This is a genomic window from Luteolibacter sp. Y139 (assembly GCF_038066715.1).
Taxonomy (GTDB): domain Bacteria; phylum Verrucomicrobiota; class Verrucomicrobiia; order Verrucomicrobiales; family Akkermansiaceae; genus Haloferula; species Haloferula soli.
This window is the reverse complement of sequence record NZ_JBBUKT010000014.1, coordinates 15,833-35,275: the sequence shown is the minus strand read 5'-3', so window position 1 is coordinate 35,275 and position 19,443 is coordinate 15,833. Positions and strand designations below refer to the sequence as shown.

Annotated in this window: 19 protein-coding genes; 12 read left to right on the top strand and 7 right to left on the bottom strand. The window is 63.4% G+C overall.

The features are described from left to right. The gene (locus WKV53_RS25260; protein WP_341407616.1) at positions 1-2,082 is read right to left on the bottom strand and encodes a DUF3500 domain-containing protein; all 2,082 of its coding nucleotides are present in this window, start codon (positions 2,080-2,082) and stop codon (positions 1-3) included. 131 nt (positions 2,083-2,213) lie between these two features. Here WKV53_RS25260 and WKV53_RS25255 point away from each other — a divergent pair, with 131 nt between their 5' ends. Genes WKV53_RS25255 through WKV53_RS25240 form a run of 4 tightly spaced genes read left to right on the top strand, consistent with a single transcriptional unit; the run spans position 2,214 to position 6,531 of the window. After that, a complete protein-coding gene (locus WKV53_RS25255; protein ID WP_341407615.1) occupies positions 2,214-3,860 on the top strand; it encodes a sensor histidine kinase in 1,647 nt (548 codons plus the stop codon). Next, positions 3,857-4,531 carry a response regulator transcription factor gene (locus WKV53_RS25250; protein ID WP_341407614.1) on the top strand — a complete coding sequence of 225 codons (675 nt, stop codon included), beginning with the start codon at positions 3,857-3,859 and terminating at the stop codon, positions 4,529-4,531. The genes WKV53_RS25255 and WKV53_RS25250 overlap by 4 nt, the downstream gene beginning before the upstream one ends. A gap of 58 nt (positions 4,532-4,589) precedes the next feature. Then, entirely contained in the window at positions 4,590-5,288 is a 699-nt protein-coding gene (locus WKV53_RS25245) for a GDSL-type esterase/lipase family protein (protein WP_341407613.1), read from the top strand. Positions 5,289-5,319: 31 nt separating this feature from the next. Further along, positions 5,320-6,531 carry a glucuronyl esterase domain-containing protein gene (locus WKV53_RS25240; RefSeq protein ID WP_341407612.1) on the top strand — a complete coding sequence of 404 codons (1,212 nt, stop codon included), beginning with the start codon at positions 5,320-5,322 and terminating at the stop codon, positions 6,529-6,531. Here WKV53_RS25240 and WKV53_RS25235 read toward each other — a convergent pair. Both WKV53_RS25235 and WKV53_RS25230 read right to left on the bottom strand, forming a co-directional pair. Next, positions 6,528-8,213 (bottom strand): hypothetical protein, encoded by a 1,686-nt coding sequence (locus WKV53_RS25235; RefSeq protein ID WP_341407611.1) that lies wholly within the window; start codon positions 8,211-8,213, stop codon positions 6,528-6,530. The genes WKV53_RS25240 and WKV53_RS25235 overlap by 4 nt on opposite strands. Beyond that, positions 8,210-8,938, bottom strand: a complete 729-nt coding sequence (locus WKV53_RS25230) for an ATP-binding cassette domain-containing protein (protein ID WP_341407610.1) — start codon at positions 8,936-8,938, stop codon at positions 8,210-8,212. Before WKV53_RS25230 ends, WKV53_RS25235 begins: the two co-directional genes overlap by 4 nt. A 221-nt stretch (positions 8,939-9,159) precedes the next feature. Here WKV53_RS25230 and WKV53_RS25225 point away from each other — a divergent pair, with 221 nt between their 5' ends. Both WKV53_RS25225 and WKV53_RS25220 read left to right on the top strand, forming a co-directional pair. Beyond that, positions 9,160-9,873, top strand: coding sequence for an HPP family protein (locus WKV53_RS25225; protein ID WP_341407609.1), 714 nt, complete (start codon positions 9,160-9,162; stop codon positions 9,871-9,873). 29 nt (positions 9,874-9,902) lie between these two features. Next, positions 9,903-10,760 (top strand): metallophosphoesterase, encoded by an 858-nt coding sequence (locus tag WKV53_RS25220; protein WP_341407608.1) that lies wholly within the window; start codon positions 9,903-9,905, stop codon positions 10,758-10,760. A 186-nt stretch (positions 10,761-10,946) separates the two neighbouring features. Here WKV53_RS25220 and WKV53_RS25215 read toward each other — a convergent pair whose 3' ends face one another. Next, positions 10,947-11,612 (bottom strand): esterase/lipase family protein, encoded by a 666-nt coding sequence (locus WKV53_RS25215; protein WP_341407607.1) that lies wholly within the window; start codon positions 11,610-11,612, stop codon positions 10,947-10,949. Positions 11,613-11,701: 89 nt separating this feature from the next. Between WKV53_RS25215 and WKV53_RS25210 the strand changes: the two genes are divergently transcribed. The 5 genes from WKV53_RS25210 to WKV53_RS25190 all read left to right on the top strand — a co-directional run bounded on the left by WKV53_RS25210 (position 11,702) and on the right by WKV53_RS25190 (position 15,417). Beyond that, entirely contained in the window at positions 11,702-12,247 is a 546-nt protein-coding gene (locus WKV53_RS25210; RefSeq protein ID WP_341407606.1) for a hypothetical protein, read from the top strand. A 77-nt stretch (positions 12,248-12,324) separates the two neighbouring features. Continuing rightward, entirely contained in the window at positions 12,325-12,627 is a 303-nt protein-coding gene (locus tag WKV53_RS25205; protein WP_341407605.1) for a hypothetical protein, read from the top strand. Positions 12,628-12,695: 68 nt separating this feature from the next. Next, positions 12,696-14,279 (top strand): citramalate synthase, encoded by a 1,584-nt coding sequence (gene cimA, locus WKV53_RS25200; RefSeq protein ID WP_341407604.1) that lies wholly within the window; start codon positions 12,696-12,698, stop codon positions 14,277-14,279. Between the two features lie 46 nt (positions 14,280-14,325). Then, positions 14,326-14,904 (top strand): 3-keto-disaccharide hydrolase, encoded by a 579-nt coding sequence (locus tag WKV53_RS25195; protein ID WP_341407603.1) that lies wholly within the window; start codon positions 14,326-14,328, stop codon positions 14,902-14,904. A 54-nt stretch (positions 14,905-14,958) separates the two neighbouring features. After that, entirely contained in the window at positions 14,959-15,417 is a 459-nt protein-coding gene (locus WKV53_RS25190) for a hypothetical protein (protein WP_341407602.1), read from the top strand. A gap of 20 nt (positions 15,418-15,437) precedes the next feature. On the opposite strand, the gene WKV53_RS25185 is transcribed toward WKV53_RS25190, so the two are convergent. The 3 genes from WKV53_RS25185 to WKV53_RS25175 form a co-directional block, all read right to left on the bottom strand. After that, entirely contained in the window at positions 15,438-16,604 is a 1,167-nt protein-coding gene (locus tag WKV53_RS25185; RefSeq protein ID WP_341407601.1) for a helix-turn-helix transcriptional regulator, read from the bottom strand. Between the two features lie 253 nt (positions 16,605-16,857). Further along, positions 16,858-17,376, bottom strand: coding sequence for a hypothetical protein (locus tag WKV53_RS25180; RefSeq protein WP_341407600.1), 519 nt, complete (start codon positions 17,374-17,376; stop codon positions 16,858-16,860). A gap of 18 nt (positions 17,377-17,394) precedes the next feature. Next, a complete protein-coding gene (locus tag WKV53_RS25175; RefSeq protein ID WP_341407599.1) occupies positions 17,395-18,051 on the bottom strand; it encodes an OmpH/Skp family outer membrane protein in 657 nt (218 codons plus the stop codon). A 113-nt stretch (positions 18,052-18,164) separates the two neighbouring features. Here WKV53_RS25175 and WKV53_RS25170 point away from each other — a divergent pair, with 113 nt between their 5' ends. Further along, positions 18,165-19,418 carry an NAD(P)/FAD-dependent oxidoreductase gene (locus WKV53_RS25170; protein WP_341407598.1) on the top strand — a complete coding sequence of 418 codons (1,254 nt, stop codon included), beginning with the start codon at positions 18,165-18,167 and terminating at the stop codon, positions 19,416-19,418. Positions 19,419-19,443 lie beyond the last annotated feature (25 nt).

Sequence of the window (19,443 nt, the reverse complement as noted above, 5' to 3'; positions counted from 1 at the left end):
TTAGGGGCCAGTGACTTTCACCCGGGCGAAGATGCGGCTGCTGGTGGTGGGGATCGTGACTGTTACCGGCACGTCGCCGTCCACCGCGGTGCCTGCTTGAATCGTCACGCCGTTGGTGCCGTTCACGGCGTCGATCCATGTGGCGAGATCGCCGGTGTATTGGCAGAGCCAGGAGATCGATCCATCGATTTCCGGGATGTGGAAGGTATAGGTGAAAGTTGCCGCACTGCGGTTGTAGGTGCCGATCGGAAGGGTGCTACTGCCATCCGCGACGGTCGGGTCGCCGCCGAAGAAGAATTCAAGGAGATTGCTCACGCCATCGTGATCGTCATCGGCCGAAGCATCGGTCAGTCCGTAGGTATTGAGAAAGAGCGTGAGCGGCTCGATGACTGTCACCGTGAAGGCTTTGGTGGCCGTGGCCGAAGCGCTGTCCGTGACCTTCGCGGTGAAATTGAAGGTGCCAGCCGTGTTAGGCGTGCCGGAGATCAGCCCGCTGGTGCCGAGCGCCAGATTCGTGGGCAATGTTCCTGAGTCGAGAGTCCAAGTGTAGGGCGAGGTTCCTCCACTGGCGGTGAGCGTCTGCGAATAAGCGTAGCCGACCGTTTCACCGGGAAGCGTCGAGCTGGTATCAATCGCCGGTGAGGAGGCGGTCAGTGAAAAGGTAGCGGCGTTGCTGGTCACCAGCCCGCCGGTGCTGATCACTTGCACCTGATAGCTGCCAACGTTCGCGGCGGAGGCCCCGGAGATGGCGTAGGAAGCTGAGGTCGCACCGGAGATGGCGCTGCCATCCTTGAGCCACTGATAGCTCAGTGTTGCGGTGCCAGTGCCTGTCGATGCGGCGACGACGGAAAACGTGGCGCTTCCGCCCGCGGCAGCCGATTGATTGGAAGGTTGCGTCGTGATGGATGGCGGGCGGACCGTGGTCGAGATGGTGGTGCTGCCATAGGCCGCGCCGTAGTCGGCGAGCTTGTCGCGAACCACGCCGTGATCGTGAACGCCGCCGGAGAGGTAAACGCCTCCCTCCACGCTGAATTCGATCCAGCAGCGCGGGCCATCGATGCGGAAGTAGTTGCCGCTGGTGGCCAGCGTGGCGCTGCTGCCAGCGTAGCCGATGTAGGTTTCCGCGAGCGCCTGTGGGCTCAGGTAGATCGCCAGCATTTCATCCGCGATCGTGGGGTGAAGGTAGCTGACCCAGACCTTGATGTAGTCGACCACGACCACCTGTTGGGCCGCGGTCAGCGTCGAGTAGAGCTGGCCTCTTCCGGTGGTCGGATAGCTCTTTGGAAAGGTGGTATCGTGCGGGCTCGGTCCCATGACAACGCCGCTGTAGGTGCCGCTGAGCAGGGCCGAGGTTGTGATGGCCCCGGCGGTTACGGCCGTTTGCGTGCCATCGAGGCGCGTGTGAACCGGCGTGTAAGTCCCGCCGCTGCGCAAGGCGAGAATGGCCGTGCGCTGCTTGCCGAGCGGCGCGTAGGTCCCGGTGTTATCGGTGAAGCTGTTCGGCTCGGTGCCTGCGAAGATCGGCATCCCGCTGGTGTAGGTGCCGTTGTAGGTGATGTTATACGCGAGGTGGTGGCCGCCGAATTGATAGGTCCACGGCGCGGTGGTCGAGGGCGAGCCGACGAAGGCGGTGTAATACTTCCCGTAGCCCCACATGCTGCTGTTGGCATTGCCGGAAGGACTGCGGTTGGTCGACTCGCCCGCGATGAAGCGGTCCGCAGCGCGCACGTCATCGAGCAATTGCTTGCCGCTCGTGCTGAGGGCCGCGGTGGCGATGGCGAGGGCGTTGGTTTGATTCGTCGTGCTGAGTTCGGTCATGCGCAGTCCATTGCGCCTGGTTCCGCTGGTCGGCAGGTTCGACCAGACTCCGACATTGGCGAGGCCATTGGTGGTGCCGGGTCCATTGTAGAGGACGGACGTGTTGATGTTCGCGCTTGTGCCGTCGATGGCGGTCTTCTGCGCCGTGGTCAGGGGTGCCATGAAGGCGTTCGCGGCGGACACCACCGCGGCGGTGTTCGCGGTGTCGGCCTGGGCTCCGGAAATCAAGCCAAGGATGGCGATGAGGCTTCGAGAGGTTTTCATCACCGGATCGTCTAATCCCGGCAGTGCGGCGTGTCGTGTTAAGGAGTGTTAAGAGCTCCGGATGGGATTGCCCGTGGAGCGATGCGTCGTTTAGGCTGCGGGAAATGGACGGCCCGCGGAAACAGACGAGGATGGAGCACGGGTTCGTGCTGCTGCTGGTCGTGCTGTGCGCGGTGCTCACCATCTTGCAGTTCCGTTGGACCGGGGAGCTGGCGAAGGCCGAGTTTGAACGCCTGGGCGGCAAGCAAGAGGAAGCGACGCGCGATTTCTGCGAGGCTTTCGATGGCGAGCTCGGGCGGAGCTGCACCGCCCTAGTGCCGTCCGGACGCGACTTGAGTGATGCCGCCATTGCCCGGCGCGTCAGCGACTGGCGGAAGGGAAATCCGCGGCCGATCTTTCGCCGGTTGGCGCTCGCCACTCCCGTCCGCCGGGTTGTGACCTTGCGGATGATCGATCTCGATACGGGAGCGATGACCGACTCGGAGTGGCCGGCGGAGTGGTCCGCGCTCAAGTCGAATCTCTCACGCAAGGGGGCCGGAGGCTCGGCTCCCTATTCCGATGAAGGGGGCATGCTGTTAGAGTTTCCGCTCCGTGGCGGCAGCCGCGGTCCGGGTGGTGACGGGGGCCCACCGGACGATCGTGGACCGAGGTCACCCGGCGATGATGATGGTCCGCGTGGTGGTCCACCGGAGACGGGCTGGTTCATTGCCGAGCTCGACAGCCACTATGTGACCAGCACGTGGCTGCCGGATCTGTCGGCCAAGTATCTCAATCCAGACAACCACGCCGTTCATCAGGTGAAGGTGATGTCGAATTCCGGCGATACGATTTTCACGACGGAACCTGCGAAAGAGTTGGAAGCACCTGTAGTGGTTGCCTTCAACCACCGCGGTCGCGACGGGCAATTCCCCGGACCGGACCAGACGCTGTGGACGCTGGAAACCCGTCGCCAACGCGGTGCGCTTGAGCAGATCGTGGCCACCTCCCGCCGTCGCAATCTGGTGCTCGCGGTTGCTGTGAATGGCCTCATTCTCGCGGCGGGCTGGGCGCTGGTCCGGCACACGCGCAAGTCGCGCCAACTCGCGGAGGCGCAGATGGATTTCGTGGCGACCGTCTCCCACGAGCTGCGCACGCCGCTCACCGTGATTCGCGGCGCGGCGCACAATCTCAAACGCGGCATCGTCAACACGCCAGAAGGCATCGGCCGCTACTCCGGGATGATTCTCCAGCACGCCGACCAGCTGTCGGAGATGGTCCAGCAGGTGCTGGATTTCTCGGCGGTCAGGAAAGGAAGCGTGCTCTCTAACAAAACCCCGGTGGATGTCGGCCGCGTTCTCGATGAAGCGCTTGCGAACACCGCGGCAGAAACGTCCGGATGCGAGATCGAGGTGGCTCGTCCCGAGGCATTGCCAGCAGTGATGGGCGATGAGGCAGCATTGCGGCGGGCTTTTCAGAACCTCCTTTCCAATGCTGCGAATCATGGTGGAAGCGGAGGCTGGATCGGAGTGCGTTCACGGATCGCCGGTCAGCGGCTTGAGGTGCATATCGCCGATCGTGGTCCCGGCATTCCGAAAGCCGAGCAGGAGAAAATCTTCGAGCCATTCTTCCGCGGAGCCGCAGCGCATGGCGCGCAGATCCGCGGCAGCGGGATCGGCCTGAGCCTGGTGAAGGAAATCATCGAGGCCCACGGCGGCGAGATTTTGGTGGGCAGTGGAGAGAACGGCCGCGGCGCGATCTTCACTGTTAGTTTGCCCATTGCGGAAGGAGGGGATGGATGAGCGCGAGCATCCTGCTGGTCGAGGATGAGCCCGGCATCGCCGAGGTTTTGTGCGATCTCTTGCGCGCGGAAGGCCACGAGGTCTCATGGGCCGCGGATGGGAACCAAGGCCTCAGCCTTGCGACCGCCGGAACGTTCGACCTGCTGGTCCTCGATGTCATGTTGCCGGGGAAATCCGGCTACGACATCTGCCGCGGCGTTCGCGAGGCGGGTTTCGATGGCGGCATCCTGATGCTTACGGCAAGAGGGCAGGTGGATGACCGTGTCCAGGGCCTGCGCACCGGTGCGGATGATTATCTGGTCAAGCCCTTCGATCCTGACGAACTCCTGGCCCGGATCGATGCCCTGCTGCGGCGCTTGCGGAAGACCGAGCTGACTCCGGTGATGACAATCCGTTTCGGAGCGATCAGCGCCGACTTTTCCAAAGGCGAGTTCCTCAAGGACGGTCAGCCGCTCCCGCTTTCCGCGAAGGAGGCCGAGCTGCTCAGGCTGCTGGTGAATCATCGGGGGCAGGTGGTGACCCGTGAGACGATTCTTTCTCAGATCTGGAAAGATCAGCCCTTCATCACGCCACGGACCGTGGACGTCCACATTGCCTGGCTGCGCCAGAAGATCGGCGATCAGGGGCACATCGTCACGGTGCGGGGGGAGGGGTATCGGTTCGAGGTATGACAGAGCTGCGTTTTGGAGATCGGATGGATCTCGCGATTGTGGCCGTATAGCCACGACCATGAAATCCATCCGCGTCCTGTTTGCCGGCCTTGCCGCCGTTTCCACCCTTGCCGCCGCCCCGCCGAAGCCCGTCAATCCCGCCGACTTCAAGGAGTCGGTGAAGGTGGCCTGTATCGGCGATAGCATCACGGAAGGATCGGGACTGCCGGACCCCGGAAAGAACGCTTACCCCGGCCAGCTCCAGAGCCTGTTGGGCGACAAGTGGAAGGTCAGCAACTTCGGCCTCGGCGGACGCACCTTGCTCAAGAATGGCGATATTCCCTACATGAAGGAGAAGGCCTATCAGGACGCGCTCGCGCTTTTGCCAGACGTCGTGATCATCATGCTCGGCACGAATGACACCAAGCCGCAGAACTGGGCGCACGAGACCGAGTTCGTCGCCGACTACACGGAGCTGGTGAAGTCCTTCCAAGCACTGGCGAGCAAGCCGCACATCTACGTGTGCCGTCCGTGCCCGGTCATTGGTGACGGGAACTTCGGCATCAACGAGAAGAACAACAAGGAATGGATCAAGCGCATCGACAAGCTTGCGAAGGACATGGACCTCGGCCTGATCGACATGCACAAGGCGCTTGAGGGCAAGGACGCGCTCCTTCCCGACCGCGTGCACCCGAATGTCGAAGGCGCCGGCGAAATGGCGAAAGCCGCCTACAAGGGCGTGACCGGCAAGAAGGCTCCCGAGCCAGCGGCCAAGTAAGAAGTCCCGACGCGGCAACCGCCATCTCCCCATGACTCGCCAGCTTCTCTCTCTGCTCTTCCTCGCAAGCGCCCTCCACGCTGGTGAGGTTCCTGATCCCCTCGTCGCCAACGACGGCACGAAGATCACCACCGCCGCTGAGTGGCGAGAGAAGCGGCGTCCAGAGCTGGTCGAGCTATTCACCCGGGAGATGTACGGTCGTAATCCCGGCCGGCCGGAGACGATGGCCTTCGAAATCTTCGACCGCGATGTGGTGGCCCTCGACGGCAAGGCCACGCGCCTTCAGATCGCGATCTATCCGGGTGGCAAGCCGGGGCCGCGCGTGGACTTGTTAGTCTATGTGCCGAATGGTGCGAAGGGACCGGTGCCCGCCATCCTCGGTCTCAACTTCTCCGGGAACCACGCCATTCACAAGGACCCCGGCATCCGCCTCACCGAGAGTTGGATCGAGAGCAAGGCGGCACCCGATCACAAGGCCACCGATGCCACACGCGGGTCCAATGCCAGCCAATGGCCGGTCGAGGAGATCCTCTCCCATGGCTACGCACTCGCCACGATGTATCGCGAGGACGTGGCGGCGGATCACGAGCCGTATTTCGGCAGTGGCGTGCATCCGTTGTTTCCCGAACTGCAGAAGGGCGATGAGAACTTTAGCACCATCGGTGCCTGGGCATGGTCATTGAGCCGTGCTCTGGATGTCCTGGAAAAGGAGCCCGTGATCGATGCCAAGCGGGTGGCCGTCTTCGGCTTCTCACGCTTGGGAAAGGCGGCGCTGTGGGCAGGTGCCAGCGACCAGCGCTTCGCCATGGTGCTGAGCAATGAATCCGGTGCCGGCGGCGCGAAGCTCTTCCATCGCGGGGTGGGGGAGAACATCGAGCGCCTGACCACGGTGTTTCCGCACTGGTATGCACGGAACTTCAAGAAGTATGCTGGCAAGGACAAGGAACTGCCCTTCGACCAGCACATGGTCATTTCGCTGATCGCACCACGACCGGTGTACATCGGCAGCGCACAAGAGGATACCTTTGCCGATGCCGAAGGCGAGTTCATGGCTGCCAAGTCTGCGGAGCCGGTGTTCCGTCTGTTAGGGGCGGAAGGCCTGCCTGCGGAAACATGGCCACCCGTGGGCACCTCGGTGCAGGGCGGCATTGGCTACCATGTCCGGCCGGGGAAGCACGACGTGCTACCGTTCGACTGGCAGCAGTACCTCGCCTTCGCGGACAAGCACCTGAAGCCGCGCTAGACGAGCGGCTTCGGCTTGATATCCAGCTTCATCGAGCGGCAGCGTTGCGAGGTCAGCCAGACGCTGAGCGCTCCGAGCAATGCTGCGATGGCGAGTGACGCAGCGGTCAGGATGAACTCACGCGTCCCGATACCCACGAAAACGACCATCATCGCGACATGTCCGATGAATCCGCAGGCCAGCGCAGGCAGCACGCGGGCGATGTCGTGACTTTGGAAGAGCGGCCCGGACGTCGCGCGGACCAGACGGTAGAGCACCGAGAGGGGAAACCAGGCGGCGAGGAGCAGCCACGGCAGCGCGGCGAAGGCCACTTGCCAGGAGAAGGGTATGCCCGGAGCGACTCCTCTCAGTCCGAGGAGAATCGCGGCAGACCACAGGGACGAGAGCCACGCGCTCCGGATGGTCCATTCCTTGGCAAAGGCGCCGATCCATTCGCTCGTGGTCACGGGCATCACGGAAAGGGACGGGAAGGGTCCCAAGTCCGCGGTGTGCATCAAATCCAGCCACGACTGGAAGGAGGAGTCGCGACCGGGCCAGCCGCTGAAGGCCGCGATGACGCCGAGCCCGAGGAAGCCGCCTGACGTCCAGAATCCATAGTCGTCGATCCAAGACGATTCATCCAAGCGGGGGACGATCAAGGCCAGCATCACCATCAGGATCAGCGTGCCAACGGTCCATCTCGTCCGCGGAAACCATTCGAATGCCTGTTGGCTGCCCAGGCAAGAGAGGAAGCGTTGGCGCGGGCTCAACCAGCGCCAAAGGAGGCGTTCAAATCGCGGCAGAGGTCCGTCCGGCACGTATCCCGCCATGCCGAACCACGCGAAGGCGACGTGCTGCCGGACGTTGTGCCGCTGCTCTTCATGCGGCGGTGCGGCGGCCTCTTCTTGTTCCTCTCCTTCTTCTTCTGTGAATTCCTCCAGCGCGCTGCTGGCAGGCATCATGATGTCCCGGGGGGGGGCGGCAGGCAGGGTGCGATCGCTCCAGGCGCGCCGCCATTCGTAGAGTGAAATGGAAAGAGCCACGATCAGGATGCCCACGTGGATCTCCGGTGCGGGCGTTCCATGGGTGGCCAGCGACCATGGCAAGATCGGCAGCCAGAGCAGCCCGGTACCCTTGGCCATGCGCATGGAGCGCTCGGCTTCTCCGATCCCGAGCCAGCCGCCCATGACCGTGTAAAAGAAGATCAGGATCACGCCGGCATAGAGCAGCCCGGTGGAAATGCGTCCTCCGGCGAGCATGAACCCGCAGCCCATCGAAAGCGCCGCTGCCGCCAGCGCGGTCAAGATGCTGGTTTCATCGTTGAAGCCGGCCGCCAGGCAGGAAAAGAGCAAGGTAAACACCACCGTGATGAAGATCGCGGGCAGGTGTTCCCGGGTCCTCAGCTTCCATGCCGCTTCCGGGGTCGCTGGCGTCCAGTCGAGCAGCCACCGCTGCTCCTGCCAGCGGGACCGCAGCGACATCGCGAGCAGTGCGCCGATCAGGCCGCTGACCGCGCCGATGCCGGTGCCTCCGCCACCGATGCCAAGCGTATCCTCGCCGCCATGGGCCAGCAGGCACTGGAGGACGAAAAGAACGAAGATGGTCCCCGCCTGATCGACCAGCCAACGCGGCGCGAACCTCCGCTTCCGCCACTTGCCCAACTTCGAGCGCAGCGGCTTTTCCCATGAGGGCCGCGAAATCATGAGTGCGCGCCGTGGATGCCCAGCTCTTGGCCGAGTTGGCGGATCAACTCTTCCGGATCCCGGTCCTTGGTCGATTCGTTCAGGAGGACACCGCCGCTGCCGACAACCACGACACGATCGGCGAAGCGCGCGGCGAGTTCTGGAAACTGGGTGGTGTAAACGATGCAGCGCCCGCGGGTCGCGGCGGCGAGCACCAGCTGGCGGAAGGCTTCCATGCCGCGCGCATCCATGCCAGCCGCGAAGGGCTCATCAATGAGCCAGATCTCCGGGTCGGCGCAGTGGAGGGCCAGCAGCACCGCTTTGTAGCGTTCCCCGCGCGATAGCGTCTCGACGGACTCGAAGGCAATTTCCAGCAAACCCAGCCGCTCCAGCCATTCCTCCAGATCGATCGGCGGCTGGGCCTCGATGCCCCGCCACAGCTCCGAGAAGATCGCGGCATTGCGGATCGTGTCCGCGCCGCCGAAGTGGAAACCCTCGCCCGGCAGGAACATCATCCGCTGCCGCTGATCCAGCCGGCCGCGGTCGAGCCTTTCCCCGCCGAGCCGGACTTCGCCACGATCCCAGCCGATCATTCCGGCCAGACAGCCGAGCAAAGTGGTCTTGCCGGCACCGTTGACACCGAGCACACCGGCGATTTCACCCGCCTCGAACGCCAGATCGACGTCCCATAACACTCGTTTCGTGCCATAGCGCTTCCCCAAGCCGGCGGCTTCCAACAATGCCATGCGCGAGAGACCATGGACCGGGGGCGGCTGTCAATCGTGCGCATATGTGAAACCGAGATGTGACTTCTTATCCGGAATCTATCACGATTCGTGCTCGAGATTAGCCCCGCGAGGTGTCCGGCACCTGCCTGGGAGAGGGGATTTTCATCCGACGCTTGATTTGTATCGCCTTACGATACAAGCAGGCGGCGGCCCGCCGCGAGCGGCGAGCATTTCCTTTTATGAGTTCCCCGTTGGATTGGCTCGGCATCGAGCTGAATGTCGTCAGCAAGCGCGAGAAATTGGTGTCCGCGGTGGGCGGCTTGCTTTCCATCTTGTTCCTGATGGCGATCAGCCGTGAGGGGCTGCATTTGCCCTACAATATCGGCTTGGTCGCCTCGATGGGCGCGAGTGCGGTGCTGCTGTTCGCGGTGCCGCACGGGCAGTTGTCCCAGCCATGGCCGGTGCTCGGCGGCCATTGCCTGGCGGCGGCCATTGGAGTGGCCTGCGCGAAATGGATCGGCCCCACGGAATGGGCCGGGGCCTGTGCCGTGGCGCTCTCGATCTGGGTGATGCACCAGTTCAATTGCATTCATCCTCCGGGTGGTGCGACCGCCCTCACGGCGGTGCTGGGCGGACCGGCGGTGCATGATCTCGGCTTCCGCTACGTCTTTTGTCCCGTGTTCGCGAATTGTCTGGTGATGATCGGCGCGGCCATCGTCTTCAATTCCTTCTTTGGCTGGCGTCGCTATCCCGCGGCGTGGAACCGCAAGGCGGTGCCGCCCGCCGGAAGCACCGCGCCCTCGCATGAGGAGATCGTCGCGGCACTGCGGCAGCTCGATTCCTTTGTCGACATTTCGGAGGACGACCTCGTGAGCTTGGTCCGGATCATTCACGATGGAGGTAAAGGCCCGCTGCGACAGGTGACGACGAATTCACCCGGGGTTCATTCGTAATTCACAAGTCCGCGGTCACGATCGCGGTGATGAAACCAGCCACGCGCGGGATCGTGACACGGCGGAATTTCCTGCGGCTGATGGCTGCCGGGACCACCGGTGCGTTTGCCGATGCCCTGTGGATCGAGCCCGGCTGGCTCACGGTCACGCGGTGTGAGGTGCCGTGCAAGGGCTTGCCCGCCGGACTGGATGGCCTGCGCGTCGGGCTGCTGGCGGACTTGCACTTCGAGCCGGATCGCGATGATGCACTCGTTGAGGAAGCGATTGCCCGGGTCAATGCGGAGAAGCTGGACCTGGTTCTGTTAGGAGGCGACTACGTGACTTCTAGTAGTTCGGTTCTCGTACCACTGGCACGCATCCTGGAGAAGGCGAGGGCAGCCCATGGAGTGTTCGCGGTGATGGGAAATCACGATGGCTGGAATGCCGGACGCCCGTTGACGCGGCGGATCTTCGAGAAGTCCGGCATTTCGTTCCTGATCAACCAGAACAGCCAGCTTCATCTCAAGGGCGAGAAGCTCGCGATCGCCGGCACCGACTTCGTGTGGCGTGGCAAGCCCGATCCCGAAGCGACCCTGAAGGGCATCGCGAAGGACACGCCGGTGCTCGCTCTGGTTCACGAGCCCGATTACTTCGACGACATGGTCGCCCGCCGCGATATCATGCTCCAGGTGTCCGGCCACACGCATGGCGGCCAGTGCCGCGTGCCGGTGGCGGGCTATGCACCGGCCAAGGTGAAGTACGGCGAGAAGTACATCTACGGTCACCACGCCAGCGGGAATTCGGGGCTGTTCGTGACGCGTGGCATTGGCACCAGCGGCCTGCACGTGCGCTTCGCGTGCCCGCCGGAGCTGGCGATTCTGACTCTGCGAGCGAAAGCGGTCGCCTGAAAACGAAGAACCCGCTGGTGCCGATTGGGGGGAGTGGCAGGCAGCGGGTTGTCCTGGGGGACTGTTCCGGGGGATGTCCGTCCGGGGGGAGACGGTGCAAGTTCGGCCGTGGGGGGATCGGCGTTGCTTACGTGGAGCATCATGTCCGATTTTCCCCCATTTGCTATTACGCCTTCGCGCAGCACGTCATCGCGGGGGCGCGAGCCGGGAGAGAATGTCCCGCCGGACGCGCGGCGAGAAGGTCATCATCGGATGAAGCGGGCAGGGGATGCTGAGGTTGACGGCGCGATCCCACTCGGAACTCGTGGTAGGGCGGATGATCAGATCGGCGGGCGTGCGGTAGGACACGATAGGCATAGAGCCGAGCCGGTTTTCGGTCGCCTCCAGATGCGTCAGGAAATCGCTGCCCGGCCGCATCTGGCGGGCCCCTTCGCCGTAGAAGAGATGGGCCATCTTGGTCCCGTGATGCGGGGTGGAGATCGTGAAAAAGCCGTCGCAGCGCTTCGCCCCGCCAAGCTCCTGCAGGTAGTAGCGACTGATCAGCCCGCCCATGCTGAAGCCGATGACGACGACGCGTTCCTTGCTGCCGAAGCGCTGGTCGATTTCCCGCCGCAGTTGCTCAGCCATCGCGGGCAGGCCGTCGCGGCCATCGGCCGGCTTCAGGGACGGCGCCAGGCACTCGATGCCGCGTTCTTCCAAATCGTGCCGCAGGAAGCCGAAGCAGCGCCAGTCGTTCTGGAAAATCCCGTGGACCAGCACCACGCGCTTGGCCGGAATCCGGCTGGCATCGGATTCGCCTCCGTGGGCGAGGGTCGCCGCGAGGACGGAGGTGGCCAGCAATTTGCGGAGCATGGGGCGGAACTAAGCACGGGATGCCTGGCAGCGGAAGCGGGAAACGGCCTTGCGCCCGCCGGTAGGCTCGGCCACGGTCGCCGCGCCATATGGAAACGATTCCGTCCGAAACGCTCGCCAAGATTCTCGAACTCCGCCAGGCCAACGGCCTCGAGGCGACTGAAGCCGCCGTCTACGCCGACCTGGAGAAGTCGAAGTGCAAGTGGACGCTGGTCGATACCCCGCGCTACCGCCGTGCCGGAGCCTCGCCGCTGTGGGTTTCCGGGAAGTACCTTTCCTCCTACGGCACCTGCCCGGCCTCCGGCGAAGCCGACCAAGGCCGTGCCGGCGCTGCTCCCAAGGCGACCCGCGCTGCCGCGGCTCCGAAGGCCGCTGCTTCCGCCACCGCCTCGAAAATCGATGAGTCCGCTTTCTACAAGGTGCTCCACGGCAAGGGCTTCCCGGTGAAAATCAGCCAGAACCTGCTGACCGGCGAGATCGAGACCTCGATCCCGGACTCCATTTCCAAGCTGGAACTCCAGTTCAGCGCCATTCCGGCGAACGCTTCGGGCATTCACATTTCCCAGACCTCGCCGCAGATCCAAGTGGCGATGCCGCTCGAGAAGTTCCTCGAGATCGCGGGCATCCGCCCGTAATCGCGGCGGAGCCGTTTCCGCGCCCGTCGTGATCGGTCTCGACGGGTGCAAGTCATTGTGATTCATTGCAGGGAGCGATGGATTTTGAGGATGCGGATTATTTCGTTCTGAAGAATCGGCGCGGTCATCGAACCGTCTCCGTAGTGGTGGTCCTGCTGATCGCCTTCGTGGAGTTTGCAGGTCCGGGCCAAAGCAATCCCGAAGGGGCAGCGACTCTGATTTATCCCCTTGCGGCAATTTGGTTCGCGGACGAGCTGGCCGATCGGTCAAGTGTGGTTGAGTGGTTTCGCAGCCGGACCAAGGCCTTGATCTTCCGCTGGGCGGGCTGGTTCGGTCTGGGATACTTTGCGTTCCTCTCTGGATCTCGTTTCTGGACCTGAGGCCACGCTGTCCCGATTGCGTGTTGCCCGCGGCGGCGTGTGGCCCTAGCTTCCGCGCCCCGCCACCCATGAGCGCCCTTTCCGACAAGCCGGTCTTTCTTTACGACACCACCCTGCGCGATGGCACGCAGGGCGAGGGTTTCCAACTCTCGCTGCTCGACAAGCTCCGCATTGCCGAGCGGCTCGATGCGTTCGGTATCGACTACATTGAAGGCGGCTGGCCGGGCTCGAATCCGAAGGACGTCGAGTTTTTCCAGCAGGCGAAGTCACTCAAGCTGAAGCACGCCAAGCTGGCGGCATTCGGTTCCACGCGTCGCGCCGACACACCGGTGGAGCAAGATCCGCAGGTGAAGCTGCTGCTGGATGCGGAGACGCCGGTGGTGACCATCTTCGGCAAGAGCTGGGAACTCCAGGTCACGGAAATCCTGCGCACCACGCCTGAGGAAAACCGCGCGATGATCCGCGACACCGTGGCTTACCTGAAGCAGCACGGCCGCGAGGTGGTCTATGATGCCGAACACTTTTTCGATGGCTACAAGGACTCGCCGGGCCACGCGCTCGGCTCGCTCCAGGCAGCCGCGGAAGGCGGCGCCGATTGCCTCGTCCTCTGCGACACCAATGGCGGCACGCTGCCTGAAGAAGTGATGGAGATCTGCGGCATCGTCCGCGCGCGCATCCCGAATGTGCCGGTGGGCATTCACACCCACAATGACTGCGAGCTTGGCGTGGCCAATGCGATCGCCGCCGTGAAAGGCGGTGCCGTGCAGGTCCAGGGCACCATCAACGGCTACGGCGAGCGCACCGGAAACTGCAATCTCACCTCGGTGATCCCGATCCTCCAGCTCAAGATGGATCTCACGGTGGTGCCGGATTTGACGAAACTCCGGGAACTCTCGTACTTCGTCGACGACGTCTCTAACAACCCGCACTTCGCCCGTGCGGCGTTCGTGGGTCGCACGGCCTTCGCCCACAAGGGCGGCATGCATGTCAATGCGGTGCAGAAGCTTGCCCGCAGCTACGAACACATCGAACCGAAGGCGGTCGGCAACGAGCAGAACATCCTCGTTTCCGAGCTCAGCGGCCAATCGAACATCCTGATCAAGGCCGAGCAACTCGGCATCCCGCTCGACAAGGGCTCGGCCGAAGCCAAGACCGTGCTGCAAAAGGTGAAGGAGCTGGAGAATGAGGGCTACGCCTTCGAGGCGGCCGGCGGTTCGCTGGAGCTGCTGATCCGCCGCGAGCTGGGACGCTACGAGAAGCCCTTCGAGCTGAAGGAGTATCACACCAGCTTCCGCCAGTATCGCGACGGCCACGAGCCGGTGTGCGAGGCGACCGTGAAACTCTACGTCGGCGAGACCGGGAAGTACACCGTGGCTGAAGGCCATGGGGTGGTGAACGCCCTCGACAAGGCGCTGCGCGAGGCCCTGGAGCCATTTTACCCGGAGATCTCCGGCGTCTCGCTGGTGGACTACAAGGTCCGTATCATCGACAGCCACGACGCCACGGCCGCCAAGACCCGGGTGCTCATCGTCTCCACGGATGGCGAGGAAAACTGGGGTACGGTGGGGGTTTCGGAGAACATCATCGAAGCCTCGTGGATCGCCCTGGTGGACGGCATCGACCTGTTCCTCCAGCGCCGGCGCGGCATTTGAGTGCAAATTCAGGGAAAGACCGTGCTTCCGCCGACGTAGCGGAAGCATGAAATCGTATTTGTTCTCCGCCATCCTGGTTCTAACGGGCCTCGCTGCCGCCGAGCCGGAGAAACTTTTCACGGCTCCCAACCTTGAAGGCTGGAAGACCCAGGGCGCGGCCTATTGGACCGTTGCCGACGGGGTCCTGACGGGCCAGAGCGATGATAAGAAGCAGAGCTCGGTGCTGTGGTCGGAGAAGAGCTACAAGGACTTCACCGTCGAGTGCGAGTTCCGCTACTCCGGCGACGTCGACTCCGGAATCTTCCTCCGTCACGAGAACGAGCAGATCCAGGTCGGCGTGTCCCGCTCGCTGAAGCGCGACATGACCGGCTCGCCCTACATCGGCAGCAAGCGCGGCTATCCCCAGGAAGCCAGCGGCGTGAAGGACGTGCTCAAGGAGGGCGACTGGAACCGCATGAAGGTGGTGGCGAAGGGCAACACTTACACCGTCACGCTCAACGGCAAGCAGGTCATCGAATACGTCTCGGACACCGCCAAGGAGTCCGGCCCGATTGGCTTCCAAGTCCATCCAGGCGTGAAGATGAAGATCGAGTTCCGCAACGTGACGGTCGAACCGCTGGGGTGACCTTGCGGCTAACCATTAGCCAAGTGGCCGGATGCGTGCCACATTGCGGAAGCCATGAAGCCAAGCCTTCTCCTTCTGCCAGTCCTATTGGTCCTTCCGTCCTGCAAGAAAGACTCGTCCGCCTCAATCCCGAAAGCCGTCGAGGTTAGGGAAGAGGTCGTCCTTGAATCTCCCGCCGGGAAGGCAGCGGTGGTGGTTGATCCAGCGCCGACGGGCGATGCGGTCATTGTCACTCCAGCTCCTGCAGATCGTGTGGTGATCGTTGATCCGGTTCCCGCTGATGGAGTGGTGGTCATTGATCCCAATGCCCCGAGAACTCCGGGCGAGCATCTCGATCACGCCCTGCAAAAGACCGGCGAGGGCCTTCAGACCGCGGGCGAGAAGACCGAGCACGGCATCAACGTCGCTCGTGAGAAAACCGAGGAAGGCATCAATACCGCCGCCGAGAAGACCGGCAACTTCCTCAAGCGGATGGGCGAGAAGATCGAGGAAGCCGGCGAGAAGGGGAAGTAACCCCTAGCGCCGGATTTGCCTCAGGCCATCACTTCGGCCGTGACGACCGCGAGGGCGTGATCGTCAGGCGTGCGGAAGTAGCGCTCCTTGCCGGAGACCGGGACGCGGATGATCCAGCAGCTGCCGCCGGTGTCGCGGTTGACGAAGACCATGCCGCCGCGCTCGAGCACGTCGATGCGGGCGCGCTTGCCCTGCGGGGTGACCCAGAAGAGCTCCACGATATCGTGCAGCGCATTCGCCACCACCACGGTGTGCGGCTCGCCTTCGTGATCCTCATCGGGGCTGGAGGCGACGCTGCCGGAGGGCAGCCATTCGACGGCGGAGCGTTCGGAAACCTGGCAGAGCTGGACCAGCTCGGCATCGCTGAGCGCGGCTTGGTTCCATGCCTTGCGGAATTGCAGCGGCGTCCAACCGAAGGCCTTGTTGAAGGAGCGAATGAACTGCTCGCGGCTGTTGAAGCCGGAAGCGCGGGCGACCTCCATGACCGATTGGCCGCTGCGCATCAGGAGCGCGCGGGCGAGGGTCAGGCGGTGCATGGTGAGGTGCTCGGCGAAACCGGCACCGGTGGTTTCCTTGAGAATGCGGATGAGCTGGCGCGGGCTCTTGTCGAAGCGCTTGGCGGCATCGCCGAGCTTCACCGACTTTTCGAGATTCGGGCGCAGCCACTCGTGGAGCTGGGTGACGAGCTGGTCCTTGCGCGGGGAGCGCTTGGTGCCGCGGTCGGGAGCGCTGGCGGTGGCGGCGGCTTCGCGGGTGAGCGCGGCGAGCTTCATCGCGGCGGACACGATGATCAGGTCGCGCGACCAGCGTTCGCCACCCTGGCCTTGGACGGAAGACTGGGCTTCGGCGGTGAGTTCGCCGATCTGTTGATAAATGGCTGGCTCAACCGCGCCGATGACCATGGGCTCACGGCCGGGCAGCTTCAAACGGATGGTGCCGAGGCCGGGCTCGATGGCGAGCAGGTGGCCGGGGCCGCTGGCGATGCGGCCTTCCTGCTGGGTCCAAAACGACACTTTCACGGGGCCGAGCCCGTTTTCCCAGCGATAGACGAAGGCCGGGCCGTGGACGGTGATCGCTCCGTTGGCAGATGACTCGATGGGGGTCACGCGCCATGCCTGCAATTCAGCCCACTGCGGGCCGGCGGCATCGAGAACGTTAAGGATGTCTTGGTCGGAACTGTGGGCCATTGCGAATCCGCTGTTGTGGGAGGACTGTGACGAACTGAGTCAGAGTCAACAGTTCTGCTATCCGATGGCAACTGCCCGGCGGGACATATTTCGCACTTTTCCACCTACAAGTGGATTTCACGTATAATGGCCGTCTGGAGGACTGGAATTGCTGCCAATCACCTGACTATCAATTCCCAGTAGCCCGTCTTAAAAGAAAATGGCAGGAACCGCCCGGGGCGGTCCCTGCCATGCAAATCTTCCAGAAGCGTCCTCAGACCTCGTGCTCGGGCGCGCCGGTGGGCGACGTGCTGCCGCTCATGCCGATGCCGGGAATGACACGCCGGACCAGTTTTTTCAGCCCGCTTTCGCCGGCTTCCAGCTCGGTTTCGGCCTGGCGCAGGGCTTTCTCCCATGCCGGGGCGAAGCCGGGCGCCTGCTCACGCATCAGGCGCACGGCGCTTTCCGTGATCTGGGCGTGGCGCAGCTCGGCCTTGCCGGGCTTGGATTGGAGGGAAGCGAGGCTGACGCGCAGGTTTTCATTCTGGCGGCGCAGTTCCTCCAGTTCCTTCTGCAGGCTGTCATTGCCTTGGGCATTGATCTTGAGCTGCGTATTCAGGTGCCCCTGCAGCTCGCGGAGTTCATTCTCCAGCTTGCGGATGTCGCGGGACAGCGTCCGGCGAGCGGCGAAGCCGGATTTCCAAGTGACGAACGTGGCGGCAAGTCCGAGAAGAACGCCGATCAGCAATCCCAGCATCAGCGGGTGCTCCTTGAGGTAGTCGATGAATTCCATGGGAAAATGGGGTGAGCACTAGTTGGGTGCCTGCGATTTCGGGGTAGGGCGGGGTGACGGTGAAGGGCGGGAGGATGGTGCGGGAGCAGGGGCTGGTGACGGTGTTGTCGGGGAAGCTTGTGCTGGGCCGAGGGAGGCGAGGACGCGGTCGGTGAGGTCGTGTGCTTTCTTGGCGTAGAGGAGCAGGGGCAGGCCGGTGTTGGTATTGCCGGATGCGTCCAGCACCCAGTCGTAGCCTTCCTGCTTGGCCATCTGTTCGGCGGTGCTTTGGATCACCGCAAGTCGTTGTTTCATTCCTTCCACCGCGTCGGTCTCGATTTCCCGCATCCGGTCGGCGCGGAAGCCCTCGAAATCCTCCAGCAGCGACTTCGCCTCCTGAAGCTTGACCGCATACTCGCGTGCGAGCCGCTTGCGGGTTTCGGCGTCGATCTTCGGCGGATTTTCTTCAAGCGCCTTCTTGCGGAGTTCGAGGTCGGCGTAGAGCTCCTTGTAGGTCACCATCCGGCTGTCCTTGTCGATTTCAGCCTTCCGGGCATTGGTTTCGGCCGTTGCGCGCACCGTGCTCTCCAGCTTGTTGAAGATCTCGGAAACCCGGATCACCGCGACGCGCGGCGCCTGGGCATCGGCCGCAGCGGCGGAAAGAGCGAGGGCTACGACAGCGGCGACTTTGATCATCTTCTGGAGAGATCATGTACGCCTCGCGGGGGGCTGTCCAGCGCCCCGCCGGTGGCGCGTTTCAGCAGCGTTTTCTCAAGACTCCGGCAAGACGCCCGGGCTATCTTGGCAGGGTGACCCAAGGCAAGCAGCGTGTGATCGTCCTCGGCGGCGGCGTGATCGGATTGTGCTCCGCGTACTATGCGCTGAAGCGCGGTCTGGCGGTCACTGTGATCGAGCGCGAGGCGGCTGGCGGCGACAACTGCTCGATGGGCAATGCCGGCATGATCGTGCCGAGCCATTTCATCCCGCTCGCTGCGCCGGGCATGATCGCGAAGGGCTTGCGGTGGATGTTCAATGCCGAGAGCCCGTTCTACATCCGGCCGCGGCTGGATCCGGCATTGGTGCGCTGGGCGTGGCTGTTCTATCGTCATTCGACCGAACGGCATGTGGCGGAGTCACGGGAACTGCTCCGCGATTTGAATTTGGAAAGCCGCAGGCTCTTCACCGAGCTGGCAGAGGGGGACGACTTCGGATTCGCGAAGCGTGGGATGCTGATGCTGTGCAAGACGGCCAAGGGACTCGACGAGGAAGCTGCGGTCGGAGCCGCTGCTCGCGAGATCGGAATCCAGGCCGAAGTGCTGAATGCCGCGGCTACCGCGAAGCTGGATCCAAGCATCACGATGGATGTGACCGGCTCGGTGCATTTCCCGCAGGATTGCCATCTCGATCCGGCGCGCTTCATGGCGGCGATGCGTCGGCGTGTGCTCGAGCTTGGCGGGGAGATCCATAGCGGCGTGGTGATCGATACGATCGAGTCTCGCGATGGGAAGGTGACTGCTTTGAGCGGGGGCGGGCAGCGTTTCGAGGGAAGCCAGTTTGTCCTCGCGTGTGGATCGTGGAGCGCGGAGCTGCTGCGGCAGACCGGGCTCAAACTGCCACTGCAAGCGGGCAAGGGCTACTCGCTCACGTTGCCGAATCCCCCCGAGCTTCCGCAGCACTGCTCGATCTTTGTTGAAGCGAAGGTCGCGATCACGCCGATGGGAAGCGGCTTGCGTTTCGCCGGTACGATGGAAGTCGGCGGGCTCAATCTGGACATCGATCCGGCTCGCGTGCGCGGCATCGTGAAGTCGGTGAATGGCTACTTCCCGAAGTTCTCCGAGCGCGACTTTGAAGGGGTGAAGCCATGGGCGGGTTTGCGTCCGGTGTCGCCGGATGGCTTGCCTTATCTCGGCCCGGTGCCGCGTTTCCCGAATCTCATCGCGGCCACCGGTCATGCGATGATGGGGCTGAGTCTCGGTCCCGTGTCGGGACGGCTGGTGGCGGACATGCTCACGCATGAGAAGCCATTCCGGCCGGTGGAGCAGATGGCGGCGGGGAGGTTCTAACAGTTTCGACTGGGAGCGCGGGATT

Excerpts from the sequence above, each read along its gene's own strand:
- WKV53_RS25195 (WP_341407603.1), top strand. The coding sequence starts at position 14,326 with ATGAAATCGTATTTGTTCTCCGCCATCCTGGTTCTAACGGGCCTCGCT.
- cimA (WP_341407604.1), top strand. The coding sequence starts at position 12,696 with ATGAGCGCCCTTTCCGACAAGCCGGTCTTTCTTTACGACACCACCCTG.
- WKV53_RS25175 (WP_341407599.1), bottom strand. The coding sequence starts at position 18,051 with ATGATCAAAGTCGCCGCTGTCGTAGCCCTCGCTCTTTCCGCCGCTGCG.
- WKV53_RS25190 (WP_341407602.1), top strand. The coding sequence starts at position 14,959 with ATGAAGCCAAGCCTTCTCCTTCTGCCAGTCCTATTGGTCCTTCCGTCC.
- WKV53_RS25240 (WP_341407612.1), top strand. The coding sequence starts at position 5,320 with ATGACTCGCCAGCTTCTCTCTCTGCTCTTCCTCGCAAGCGCCCTCCAC.
- WKV53_RS25205 (WP_341407605.1), top strand. The coding sequence starts at position 12,325 with ATGGATTTTGAGGATGCGGATTATTTCGTTCTGAAGAATCGGCGCGGT.
- WKV53_RS25245 (WP_341407613.1), top strand. The coding sequence starts at position 4,590 with ATGAAATCCATCCGCGTCCTGTTTGCCGGCCTTGCCGCCGTTTCCACC.
- WKV53_RS25210 (WP_341407606.1), top strand. The coding sequence starts at position 11,702 with ATGGAAACGATTCCGTCCGAAACGCTCGCCAAGATTCTCGAACTCCGC.
- WKV53_RS25225 (WP_341407609.1), top strand. The coding sequence starts at position 9,160 with ATGAGTTCCCCGTTGGATTGGCTCGGCATCGAGCTGAATGTCGTCAGC.
- WKV53_RS25250 (WP_341407614.1), top strand. The coding sequence starts at position 3,857 with ATGAGCGCGAGCATCCTGCTGGTCGAGGATGAGCCCGGCATCGCCGAG.
- WKV53_RS25230 (WP_341407610.1), bottom strand. The coding sequence starts at position 8,938 with ATGGCATTGTTGGAAGCCGCCGGCTTGGGGAAGCGCTATGGCACGAAA.
- WKV53_RS25260 (WP_341407616.1), bottom strand. The coding sequence starts at position 2,082 with ATGAAAACCTCTCGAAGCCTCATCGCCATCCTTGGCTTGATTTCCGGA.
- WKV53_RS25185 (WP_341407601.1), bottom strand. The coding sequence starts at position 16,604 with ATGGCCCACAGTTCCGACCAAGACATCCTTAACGTTCTCGATGCCGCC.
- WKV53_RS25215 (WP_341407607.1), bottom strand. The coding sequence starts at position 11,612 with ATGCTCCGCAAATTGCTGGCCACCTCCGTCCTCGCGGCGACCCTCGCC.
- WKV53_RS25235 (WP_341407611.1), bottom strand. The coding sequence starts at position 8,213 with ATGATTTCGCGGCCCTCATGGGAAAAGCCGCTGCGCTCGAAGTTGGGC.
- WKV53_RS25180 (WP_341407600.1), bottom strand. The coding sequence starts at position 17,376 with ATGGAATTCATCGACTACCTCAAGGAGCACCCGCTGATGCTGGGATTG.
- WKV53_RS25255 (WP_341407615.1), top strand. The coding sequence starts at position 2,214 with ATGGAGCACGGGTTCGTGCTGCTGCTGGTCGTGCTGTGCGCGGTGCTC.
- WKV53_RS25220 (WP_341407608.1), top strand. The coding sequence starts at position 9,903 with ATGAAACCAGCCACGCGCGGGATCGTGACACGGCGGAATTTCCTGCGG.